This window comes from Pseudarthrobacter oxydans (assembly GCF_013314975.1).
GTDB classification, from domain to species: Bacteria; Actinomycetota; Actinomycetes; order Actinomycetales; family Micrococcaceae; genus Arthrobacter; species Arthrobacter oxydans.
In genome coordinates, this window is record NZ_JABTYH010000045.1 from 16880 (window position 1) to 27725 (window position 10846).

Annotated in this window: 11 protein-coding genes; 3 read left to right on the forward strand and 8 right to left on the reverse strand. The window is 62.3% G+C overall.

The annotated features are described in order from the left end of the window. Positions 1-46: 46 nt before the first annotated feature. From HTS88_RS20370 to HTS88_RS20400, 7 genes are all read right to left on the reverse strand, one after another. Positions 47-493, reverse strand: a complete 447-nt coding sequence (locus HTS88_RS20370) for a pilus assembly protein TadG-related protein (RefSeq protein WP_246256515.1) — start codon at positions 491-493, stop codon at positions 47-49. Next, a complete protein-coding gene (locus HTS88_RS20375) occupies positions 490-849 on the reverse strand; it encodes a hypothetical protein (RefSeq protein ID WP_343045037.1) in 360 nt (119 codons plus the stop codon). Before HTS88_RS20375 ends, HTS88_RS20370 begins: the two co-directional genes overlap by 4 nt. Positions 850-991: 142 nt before the next feature. Next, positions 992-1336, reverse strand: a complete 345-nt coding sequence (locus HTS88_RS20380) for a TadE family protein (protein WP_377088061.1) — start codon at positions 1334-1336, stop codon at positions 992-994. A gap of 84 nt (positions 1337-1420) precedes the next feature. Next, positions 1421-1672: a hypothetical protein gene (locus tag HTS88_RS20385; RefSeq protein ID WP_174181734.1), complete on the reverse strand. Its 252-nt coding sequence runs from the start codon at positions 1670-1672 to the stop codon at positions 1421-1423. A gap of 68 nt (positions 1673-1740) precedes the next feature. Then, positions 1741-2682, reverse strand: coding sequence for a type II secretion system F family protein (locus HTS88_RS20390; protein ID WP_174181744.1), 942 nt, complete (start codon positions 2680-2682; stop codon positions 1741-1743). Then, positions 2679-3536, reverse strand: a complete 858-nt coding sequence (locus HTS88_RS20395; RefSeq protein WP_174181755.1) for a type II secretion system F family protein — start codon at positions 3534-3536, stop codon at positions 2679-2681. Before HTS88_RS20395 ends, HTS88_RS20390 begins: the two co-directional genes overlap by 4 nt. Next, positions 3533-4756, reverse strand: a complete 1224-nt coding sequence (locus tag HTS88_RS20400) for a TadA family conjugal transfer-associated ATPase (RefSeq protein WP_174181757.1) — start codon at positions 4754-4756, stop codon at positions 3533-3535. Before HTS88_RS20400 ends, HTS88_RS20395 begins: the two co-directional genes overlap by 4 nt. Positions 4757-5131: 375 nt before the next feature. On the opposite strand from HTS88_RS20400, the gene HTS88_RS20405 reads away from it, so the two are divergent. Next, positions 5132-5269 (forward strand): hypothetical protein, encoded by a 138-nt coding sequence (locus tag HTS88_RS20405; protein ID WP_174181759.1) that lies wholly within the window; start codon positions 5132-5134, stop codon positions 5267-5269. A 399-nt stretch (positions 5270-5668) separates the two neighbouring features. Then, complete coding sequence (locus HTS88_RS20410) at positions 5669-7891, forward strand: hypothetical protein (RefSeq protein WP_174181761.1); 2223 nt, start codon at positions 5669-5671, stop codon at positions 7889-7891. Positions 7892-8342: 451 nt separating this feature from the next. On the opposite strand, the gene HTS88_RS22300 is transcribed toward HTS88_RS20410, so the two are convergent. After that, entirely contained in the window at positions 8343-8609 is a 267-nt protein-coding gene (locus HTS88_RS22300; RefSeq protein WP_246256517.1) for a hypothetical protein, read from the reverse strand. Between the two features lie 124 nt (positions 8610-8733). Between HTS88_RS22300 and HTS88_RS20415 the strand changes: the two genes are divergently transcribed. Then, positions 8734-10779: a lysozyme gene (locus HTS88_RS20415; protein ID WP_246256518.1), complete on the forward strand. Its 2046-nt coding sequence runs from the start codon at positions 8734-8736 to the stop codon at positions 10777-10779. Positions 10780-10846: the final 67 nt, after the last annotated feature.

The window sequence follows — 10846 nt, forward strand, 5'->3', positions numbered from 1 at the left end:
TTCTGCCTTGCGCCACCTCGGCCGCTGCCGGTCCCTCTCTGTCCGGTCAGCGCGTCAGGCGCGAACGCGCCGTCGACGTCGCTTCGATCCTTATGCCGTCCGGCACCAGGAAGTTAACCACCGGAGGATGGACAGCAGCTGTCAGCACAACGACGGCGGTGGAGCCGTCGGGGCTGCCCGTTGACCCCGCGACGGCGAGTCCGCTGAAGCGTTGGGCAGCCGGGCTCCTTGAGACGAAGTCCGCGGCGACGTTCCTGACCCGGGCCGGGTTCAGTGTTGCTGAAGGACTGCCGCCCTGTGTGTCAACGTCCCCGAGGGTATAGCTGTCTGCTGCCGCAAGGGAGGCGCCATCCGCAAGGGAAAGCAGCCGCTTATGTTCGAGGTACACAGAGGAAATGCCAATGACCACGCTGGCGACCAGCAGAGCCAAGGTCACGTACCCGAGGATCATGACCGTCATCTGGCCGTCCTCGTTGTTTGCCCTGGCGGTCATCTGAATCTGCCCACCAGTTGTGTTGCGGAGGCTTCAACCTCGCTTGCGGCCAGCCGGAAGCCACTGTTGAAGGGCACAAACGGCAGGGGCACCGACAGGCTCACCGTAATGGTCACGGCGGTGCCCGGAGCCTGGCAGTCGGCGGGGTCGCATGTCGTGGAGATGCTTGCCTCGTCCGGCTGGTGCCCGAAGTCGGCCAGGGCGATGGACACCGCTTGTTCTGCGGCCGTCTGCGCCGTCGGTTCGTCAGGCTGGGCAACGTAGACCTTGGCTGCCTGGTCCGCTGCGCCCACGACGGCAAACGAGCCGCCTTGGATTTGACCCACGGTAATGACGAAGTACACCAGCGGCACCATGAGGAGGAGTCCAAGGAAGGTGAACTCGACAACGGCGCTCCCCCGCTCGCGCCCTCCCCTGCCTTCCTGTCCTTGAGCTGTTGATGGCGGTCGCAGGCACAGAGCCTGGACCATCCTGCGTTTGAGGAGTCGTGCCCCCAGCCTATGGCTGCACTGCGGCATGTCCCTTCACCTCCAGCATCCCGCGGGGGCCAATGAGCCCGATGACCGGCATCGGCGCCCGCACCGTCACTTCCAGGCTGCGGAGGCCTTGGACAGTCACCTCGCTGGTACTCACCTGTTCGGCAAATCCGGCAGTCAAGGCCGAGCCGATCAGGCTGCGGGTCCGCTCCTCAGCATCGGCCGCTCCCCGGTCCGCGAGGGTGCCGTACCTGGCCCCTGATGCCGCGGCATCGATCAACGTGTTGCGGACGTGCAGGATCAACGTCAGCTGGATGATGGCCAGGAAGAACATTGTGAGGAGTCCTCCCACCAGGACAAAATCCACTACTGCTGAGCCCTGCTCCCGCGTCCCCGCCGGACGGCGGACTCCGCGGACCGGGCCTGGCGGGTGGGAGGACCTGGGCACCGGCTAGCTTCCGACCGTATCCATCGCCTGGTTGAACATTGACTCCAGTGCCGGTCCGGCAAGGGCCAGAAGCGCAGCCACCAGCACAGCCGACATCAGGGTGATCATGACCCAGCCCGGCACGTCTCCCCTTTCCTTGTGGTCGCAGCTTTCACTACGGACGCCGCCGCGACGGGCTGCCGGGCGAAGGGCCGCGCCCAGGGCGGTGTTCACAACAAAGAGCAGGGATGCCCAGCGAATTCCCATCATTTTCATTTCCCGTCCTATTCCTGGTTGGTTCTTCGATTGTTCTGCATTGCGGCGCCGGCCATGGGTGTCTTCGTTCACAGGCCCAAGTTGATGGCCGCGAGGCCCGGGAAGACGGCGAACACGACCGTCAGCGGGAGCACGCCGAAAACGAGCGGCACCATCATGGCGATTTCTTTCTTGCCTGCGGCCTCCATCAGGTCGCGTTTTGCGGTATCCCGCACGTCCTGGGCCTGGGCACGCAGAACATCTGCCAGCGGCGTGCCTCTTTGGACAGCGACGATGATGCCGTCCACGAACCTCACCAGCGGCGCCAGGTCCGTACGTGCGGAAAATTCCTGCAGTGCCTGCACCAGAGGCTTGCCCGCCCGGGTCTCGGCAAGAATGTCCGCGAACTCCTTGGTGAGCTCTCCTTTGGCACTGCGGCAAACCCTGTCCAGGGCTCCGGTGGCACTCTCCCCTGCGCTGACCGCGAGTGCCATCAGTTCAGCGAGGCTCGGGAATTCCGCCATCATCCTCGATTCACGCCGTTTGACCTGCACACCGAGCCAGTAGTCCCGCAGCATGAAGCCGCCCACGGCACTGCCCAGGATGGCGACAACGGCGAGCAGTGGATTGAACCTGCCGGCGGCAGCTCCCGTCGCGGTAATGCCAAGGGCAGCCACAAAGCCGGCAGCCGCCCACAAAAGCTGCTCCGCCCGGAAGTCTAGGGAAGTCTTGTTGATCCCCGCCTGCGCCAGTCGTCGCGTCGTGGCCCCCGGCGACGGGTTCAGCCTTCCCAATGCCGCCATGCCGTCCCGGAACACCGGACGCAGTATCCGTCCGAGCGGGCCGAAAGGCGTCGGGTTGGCTTCCGCCGGGACCAAGAGCCGTGATTCCAGGTTCTGGGACTTCAACTGCGGCTCGATGCGTTCCGTCAGGGTGGTCGCACGCATAGGCGGTGACCTGAAGATGACGAGCCACAGACCCGTCCCCAGGACAAGCCCGCAGACGACGGCGGCAGGAGCTGTATCGATCATCTGAGCACCCGCTCATCCCGGGGCAGTGCCCCGATCCTCAGCATGATCGAGTAGCAGAGCAGCGAAATTGCCAGGCCACCGAGCAGGACTGCAGCGCCCACGGCGGTGTTGTATGCCTGCACGGCCTCCGGCCTTGTTGCCATCAGGATCAGGACGATCCATGGTGCTGCCACCGCAAGGCGTGCCGCGTTGACGGTCCAGGACTGCCTGGCCTCGAGCTCGCTGCGGGTGCGGGCGCTCTCGCGGAGGAACTCAGCCAACGTTCCTAGCAACTTCCCGAGGTCTGAACCGCCAACTTCGCGGGTCAGGCGGAGGGCTTCGACAATACGGTCGGCAACCGGGTCCGCGAGCCGGTGTTTGAGCTTGTTGAGGGAGGCATCGAACTGCCCTCCGGCGCGGTAGTCCCCACCGAACTCCCGGAACATGTGCCGGAGCTCTTCAGGTCCCTTCTCCCCCAGCTGTATGAGGGCTTCCGGCAGCGGCAGGCCGGCACGGATCGCCGAGCGGAGGTGGTCTACGACGTCCGGCCACAGTTGGCGCAGCAATGCGCTTCGCTTTCTTGCCCTCCAGCGCAGGATGCTGATGGGGAGCCACGCTGCAAACAGCGCGAAGCAGCCGGCAATAGGCCAGGATCGGCTGCCCGCGTAAAACACCAATGCCACAAGTAAACCGAGCCCCGCGCACGTGCCGACGAGGCTGCCCGGGGATACCTTGTCGACGCCGGCGGAGGCGAGAAGGTCACCCAGGCGGCTGACCTTCCGCTCCTTGGGCCCCTGGAGCGGTGTCTCCCAGAAGGACCACCAGATGAGGAAGAGGCCCGTCCCCGTGGTGATCCCCAGCAAAGCCGCCGTCATCGCGGATCCAGCAGCGCCGCGACGTCGTACCCTGCACGGCTGAATTTTTCAGCGGCCGGCATCGAGTTGGCCCGGGGCTGCAGTGCACCGTCCACCATCGCAAAGACCGGAGACGACTCGATGATGCCGTTCTCCACGCGTCGGCCCAGCGAGAGAATTTCGGTTACTTCCCTGCGGCCGTTGGCCTGCCGGCTGCAATGGACCACGAGATCGATGCAGGAAGCGACGGTGGGGACGACAAAGGCTGAAGAGATGTTCTCACCCGCGAGCAGGGGCAGGGTGCAGATCTTGGTGACTGCGTCATGTGCTGAATTCGCGTGGACGGTGCACATGCCTGGCAAGCCGCTGTTCAAAGCGATGAGCATATCCAGGCTCTCCGCTTCACGGACCTCCCCCACGACCAGGCGGTCCGGACGCATGCGGAGCGCTTCCTTGACGAGGCGGCGCAACGGTATTTCGCCTTCGCCCTCAAGGTTTGGCTGGCGGCACTGCAGGCCGACGACGTCGCGCAGGGGAAACTGAAGCTCAAAAATCTCCTCCACGGTGATAACACGCTCCCGGCTTCCAATGCTGGCCGCCAGGCAGTTGAGCATGGTGGTCTTGCCTGCCTGGGTGGCGCCCGAGACCAGGATGTTGAGTCCGCTGGAGACGGCTGCGCCAAGGAATCGGGCTGACTGGGGCGTCAGCGTGCCCAGGTCGACGAGATGCTCCAGGCGGCTGGCCTTGACCACGAATTTCCTGATATTGACTGCCCAGTGCTTGCGCGTCACATCCGGGATAACCACGTGGAGCCTTGACCCGTCGGGTAAGGCAGCGTCCACGAACGGAGAGGACATGTCCAGCCGGCGGCCGGAGCTTTTCAGCATCCGCTCCACCAGATCGCGGACCTGCTGCTCACTGAGGCTCAGCGATGTCAGCTCGGATTCGCCGTTGCGCGCCACAAAGATCTCATGTGGAGCGTTCAGCCAAATCTCTTCGATGGCTGGATCGTCCAGGAGGGGCTGGAGAACGCCGAACCCGGCGACGGCGTCGAAGAGGAATTTGCGGGCCGCATCCAAGGGCCCAAGAGGAGGAAGCGGACCCATCAGAGCCCGCTCGTCATAATCCGTTACTGCTGCCTCCACCAGGCGGCGGACCTCACCGGCCTGATGGAGGGGATCAAGCCCTCGGCGACGGATGAGCTCGCGGACTTCATCCTCGACTATTCCCAGCGCGTCCATAAGTTCCCCAATACAACTGCCGCCCCCGGCGGAGGCAGTGCAACTGGGATAAAGCCTAAAGATGGTCAAGCACGGCAACAAGTCATATTGGCCAAGCTGTGGACAACCATCGATGCGGCCGCCCGGCATGGGCCTATGAACGGCCGCCACGCACGGGCTCAACGTCGGATCTGGCGAGTTCGCTGGGTGAAGCTGATCCCGGCTGTTACCGGGCCGGCGCTCGCCCTCGGGTGGGTATTGGCACATAAACCCTGCGGGCATCCACATACTTCCACCGTTTTGTCTTTATCGGCGAGCTCCTCTCCATAGGATTCCTCCATGTGGACCAAACAGAGCCAAAGCTTCTGCCCCGCATGCGGCAGGACCACCCACCACGTGACTCACTTTCACAAGGACGACGCCGGCGCGCTTGTTGCCAGCGCACGTTGTGCCGAGTGCCCGCAGCCGGGCGTGCCCGCCGAAAACCACATGCCCGCCCCGCTATGGAAATCCCACGGCGTTCCGGCGCTCTGACATGAGTACCGGAATCACGATCTCAGTGCCCTACCCGGCAAATGCGAGTAAGGGGTACTCGGGCGGCGTGTGTTGCACAGGAGGTAAATGAATCATCGGGGGCACCAGCTTCCTCAGGGACCTGGACGCGACAGCGTTGGGGCGGAACGTTTAAGGAGTACCGTGAAGAAATCGATCAAACGAGCCCTGAGTCAGGGGCTGGCAACAGCCCTTGTCCTCGCCGGGCTTGGAGCAGCCATGGGGGGACCTGCGAGCGCCACGGTGCCGCCACCTCCTCCGCCGCCGCCGGCGCCGATTTATGGCACCGCCGGCTTCAATTACACAGGCGTTGGAAATCCCCCCACGGCTGATAAGCCGCAGAGCAAGTTGTGGTGGAACGATGGCTCCTGGTGGGCGGATATGTGGACCGCAGGAGGCTGGAAGATCCACAAGCTGAACCGGGCCGCCAAGCAGTGGGTAGACACCGGGGTGGTAGTGGACAGCCGTGCCAACACATCGGCAGACACCCTCTGGGATGGCACGCACCTCTACATTGCCCACCATGTGGTCACCATCTCCACTGAAGACGGGCCCAAAGCGTCCCGCCCGGACTCCCCCGCAAGGCTGTACCGGTACACGTATGCCGACGGAAAGTACACGCGCAGCAGTGGATTTCCTACCACTATCACCACGAACAGCAGCGAGTCGATGACTATCGACAAGGACAGCACGGGAGCAGTCTGGGCCACCTGGACCCAGGTGTCCGGTGTCCCGACCGGAGGCTATACAAGCGCCGTTATGGTGAACAACTCTGCTGCGGGTGGCACTTCCTGGGGCACGCCGCAATCCCTTTCAGGCGAGAGCGCCGCGGCCGCACCCGATGACATCTCGTCGATCGTGGCCTTCGGCAAGAATAAGATCGGGGTTATGTGGTCCGACCATACGACAGGCTCGGTCTGGTGGGCAACGCGCACTGACGGTCAGGCCGCCACGTCGTGGAAGGTACAGTCTGCCGTCCGCGGACCCAACCAGGCTGACGACCACCTCAACATCAAATCACTGCAGGCAGACGACAGCGGACGCGTGTTCGCAGCGGTCAAGACGAGCTTCGATATGAACTCCACGGCGAAAAACTCTGATCCCCAGCTACAGCTGCTGGTCTTCAAGCCAGCCACGGCAGCATTCGAAAAGTACACGATCTCGACGATCAAAGATTGCCACACCCGTCCGCAAATTGTGCTTGATCCCGAAAACAACAAGATCCATGCCTTCCAGTCCGGTCCGGCAACAACCGTGACGGGCTGCCCGTACAGCGGAGTGTCCGGCGCTATCTATCAAAAGACAGCTTCGCTGGATAACCCGGTCTTCCCCGCCGGCCGCGGCACCCCGGTCATCCAGGACGCATCACCCAGCGTCAACAACGTGACCACCACCAAGCAGGCCGTCACGCGGGAAAGCGGCGTGGTGATTCTGGCCAGCGACGACGACGAAGGGCGCTACTGGTTCTCTGACTTTGGCGCTGAGGCCACGAATACCGCGACGGCGCCGGGCACCTTCGTGCCCGTAAGCCCCACTCGGCTCCTAGATACCCGCACCGCCTCTCCCGTAGGTCCAAACGCCAGCGTGTCGTTCAAGGTGGCCGGCGCTCCGGGGATTCCGAACGGGGTATCAGCGGTAGTCTTCAACCTTACCGTCACGCAGCCGACCAGCTTCGGACACATCCGTGCGTACCCCACAGGTACGTCTGCGCCAAGCACCTCCAACGTTAACTTCTCCGCAAACCAGACTGTCGCTAATGCGGTAACTGTCCCTGTGACCGCGGACGGTAGTGTCACGCTGCTGAACACCTCCACCGGAAGCACCCATCTGATCGCTGATGTGAGCGGCTACTACCTCGACGGAACCCCGGCTGTGCCAGGGGCGTTTGTCCCTGTGGGGCCGTCCCGCTTTATGGACACCCGTTCCAGCACGCCGCTGGCTGCGAACGCCACTCGTTCATTCCAAGTGGCTGGAGTCTCAGGGGTTCCGGCGGACGCCTCAGCTGTAGTCTTCAACCTCACAGCCACGCAGCCGACAAGCTTCGGACACATCCGCGCTTACCCTTCGGGTACGACTGCACCAAGCACGTCGAGCGTGAACTTTTTGAAAGACGAGACTGTGCCCAACCTGGTTACAGTTCCGATCGGTTCAGACGGAAAGGTCACGCTGATGAACACCTCCGGCGGAACTACCCATGTAATCGCGGACGTCAGTGGCTACTACATCGGAGGGACGCCAACTGCGGTTGGGGCCTTCGTCGCCACGAAACCGTCCAGGTTCGTGGACACCCGCAGCAGTTCTCCGGTGGGGGCGAACTCTGTCCTAAGCTTCCAGGTAACTGGGACCAGCGGGATTCCTGCCAAAGTCTCGGCGGTGGTGTTCAACCTGACGGTGACCCAGCCCCAGAGCTTCGGCCATATCCGGGCATACCCATCCGCCACCACGGCGCCCAACACATCAAACGTTAATTTTTCCCAGAACCAGACCGTGGCTAACTCCGTCACCGTCCCGGTGGGGACGGACGGGAAGGTCTCCCTGCTGAATTCGTCGAGCGGAAGCTCGCACCTGATCAGTGACCTGAACGGATATTTCCTGGGAGGTTAACCCTGGCCGAGAATCGATGTACAAGGTGGGAGCGACTTTAGCCCCACTGCACCTTTGAAGACCTCCGGGGCATGGCTCGAGCGCGAGCCATGCCCCGGAGGTCTTCTTTTTCAGTGCCGATCCTCAGGGGCATCAGAATGCGGTACTCGCCTGAGCGTCGCAGGTGCAGGCCGGCGCCGTTCGCTGGCTGCCCTCGCGCGAAGCGGACGCTGCGCTTCCACCGGCGGTTCCTTGGGCACGGTCCACCTGAAGGAAAGTCCTGGTCACATCAGCATCACCCGAACCAAATGACCCACTAGTCACGAACGCACCACGGTGTTAGGGTGAGCGCGTTAATGGTCAACATCTCGCGTCCGGAAAATCCCTGGGGGGTATCGCCGGCGCAGCAAACTAGATGAGCGTTCGAGTGAACGCTCATTGTCTCCGGAGCCAATATGAAGCGGAACCCGTCTCAGTCCCGTCGCCCAACCATCACCGCGGTGTTGATAGGGCTGATCACCGCTTCCATGGCTGCCGGACCAGGGCTCGCCAGCGTTGCCTTTGCCGCCGACCCCGCACCCACACCCAGTGCGACTTCCTCGGCGGAGAACACTCCTCCCGCGGAGAACACTTCTCCAGCTGTGGCACCACCTCCGGCGGCCCCAACGCCAGCCACAACGGAGCCCGCATATGTGGCCCCTGAGACAGCTGCCACCTCAGCCGAGGCAGCAGAAACCATGGCAGACGCCGTTGGTGTGGGAGGTGCTGAAATGGGACAACGATCCAGGCGGGTGACAGCGTCGGCCCCTTCAGAATCCTTCAGGAAACTCAGCACTGAGTCGCTGTCGGCGGAAGGTACGTGGATGCCTACTTTCGGCGTTCAGGGCCTGGATGTCAGTGGACATCAACCCAGCGTGGACTGGCAGCAGCAGTGGAACATGGGATCACGATTTGCCTACGTCAAGGCCACTGAAGGCAACTACTACAAGAATCCGTCGTTCAATTCCCAGTACCAGGGCTCGCGCAGCGTCGGGATGATCCGCGGTGCCTATCACTTCGCCATCCCCAACTGGTCGTCGGGGGCCGACCAGGCCCGCTACTTCGTGCAGAATGGCGGGAGTTGGTCCGCAGACGGTTACACCATGCCGCCGGTGCTGGACTTCGAGTTCAACCCTTACGAGGGCCGAACCATCAACGGGTTCTACTTCGGGAACACCTGCTATAACATGTCTCCCGCACAGCTGCAGTCCTGGGTACGGGACTTCGGCAAAACAATGCTATCCATGACAGGGAGGCTCCCTGTCATCTATACAAATACGAGTTGGTGGAACCAGTGCCTGGGTAATCCTGCCGGCTTTGGCGACTATCCTCTTTGGGTCGCCGCCTATCCAAGTTCACCCACCAACAACGCCGGGCCGGTGCCCTCAGCAAGCTGGAGCACCTACAGTATTTGGCAGTACAGCAGCACGGGGCCATTCGCGGGTGACTCCAACGTCTGGAATGGCGACTATGCCTCACTCGCCCTCTTTGCCGGTTCCGTCCCCATGGGTTCCTTCGATACTTCAACGGTGCAACGTGCCGGAACAACCACCTCCCTACAGGTACGGGGCTGGGCCCTCGACCGCGCCCTCCCAGGTGCCACAACGGAGGTGCACGCCTACGTCACAGCACCAAACGGCACCAAGACATTGCACAAATTCCCAGCGACGGCCTACAGGCCCGACGTCAACCAGGTGCTGGGATTAGGCGAATACCACGGCTACGACGGCCAGGTTCAGATCAGCGCATCGGGCCAGTACACCATCTGCATTTTTGCAATAGGTAAGTTCATCAACCCAGGCATTGGATGCAAGACGCTTTCGGCTGACGGCGTTGAGCTGCCCATTGGCAGCCTGGACGAGGTTACAGAGCAGAGGTCTCCCGACAAGGAATCCTTGAAGATTCGAGGCTGGGCCGTGGACATGAGCCGGCCGTCAGTGACGGCCGAAGTCCACGCCTACCTTTATGGCCCGGACGGCAGCAGAACCCTTCACAAGCTCCCGGCTAATACATCACGACCTGACGTGGACCGGATATTTGCCGTCGGCTCCAATCACGGCTTCGAAACAAGCATCGACATAAAGAAGGCCGGAGACTACCGTCTCTGCGCCTACGCGATCGGACTGTATCTTCATACCGAACTGGGTTGCAGGTCGCTTCGGATTGCTCCTGGCACCACTCCTGTCGGCACCTTGGATTCGGCGACCGTCAAAAAGTCGAGGACGCAGGCATCGATAAGTGTTCGAGGGTGGGCAGTTGACTACGGAAGCACGTCCGCCCAGATTGGGGTGCACGCCTATGTGCTAGCGCCTGACGGCACCAGCACCCTACACAAGTTCACAGCCTCCAAGCCCCGTCCCGATGTCAACGCGGTGCTCGGGGTACCTGCCGACCATGGCTATGAGGCCGATTTGCCAATCAGCGGTCCCGGCAGACACCAGGTTTGCACCTATGCCATCGCGCTAAGTCCAGTGGCTCCCGGCAATCCGCTTCTCGGCTGCACCTACCTTGAAACCGGCTTCAGCGGCAGCCCAGTGGGCTACCTGGATTCAGTGCGTACGGAAACGGTAAACGGCATCACCTCTATTGTGGCCAGAGGCTGGACCGTAGACCGGGACATGCCAAGTGACTCACTGAGCGTTCACACATACGTCACGGCGCCCGACGGGAGCGTCAGTAACTTTGCTGTGCTGGCGGACCAGCCGCGGCCTGATGTTAACCAGATATTGGGAGTGACCGGTAACCATGGCTACACGGCGAAGAAAGCTGTCACCCAGCGGGGCACCTACAAAATCTGTACTTATGCAATAGCCACGTCCCCGTTTACGTTGGGGAACTCAGCGCTTGGATGCGCGAACCTAACTTACTAACAATGAGCATCGGCTGTGGGTGCCTTGAGCAACCACAGCCGATCCTCCCTAAGTCCCTTAGATAATT